The 261-nt window shown below is 42.5% G+C and carries 1 pseudogene; it reads left to right on the top strand.

The features are described 5' to 3' along the window. Nucleotides 1-261 (top strand): annotated as a pseudogene (locus FOF46_RS32420) (hypothetical protein); the annotation flags it as partial.

Genomic DNA, 261 nt, shown 5'->3' with positions numbered 1-261 from the left:
GGTGATCAAAGATGCTGCCTATCAATTACCTAGGGCAACTGGAGTATTGGTTGGGCAAACCTACCAACAAATGTTATCCAGAACCTTGCCCTCCACAAAAGAGGGACTGTCCATGTTTGGATTCTACCAGGGCATTGATTATGTGGTGGGTCGTCATGGTAAGAAATTAGGGTTTGCTATGCCTTTTCAGGCGCCAAGTAAGTGGGAGAATGTCATTCATTTCAGAAATGGTTTCATATTAATACTAGTAGCTTTGGATAA

The organism is Aquimarina algiphila (genome assembly GCF_007489275.1).
In the GTDB taxonomy this organism is placed as follows: Bacteria; Bacteroidota; Bacteroidia; order Flavobacteriales; family Flavobacteriaceae; genus Aquimarina; species Aquimarina algiphila.
The sequence above is the reverse complement of the archived record's forward strand: the minus strand, read 5'-3'. Positions and strand labels throughout refer to the sequence as shown.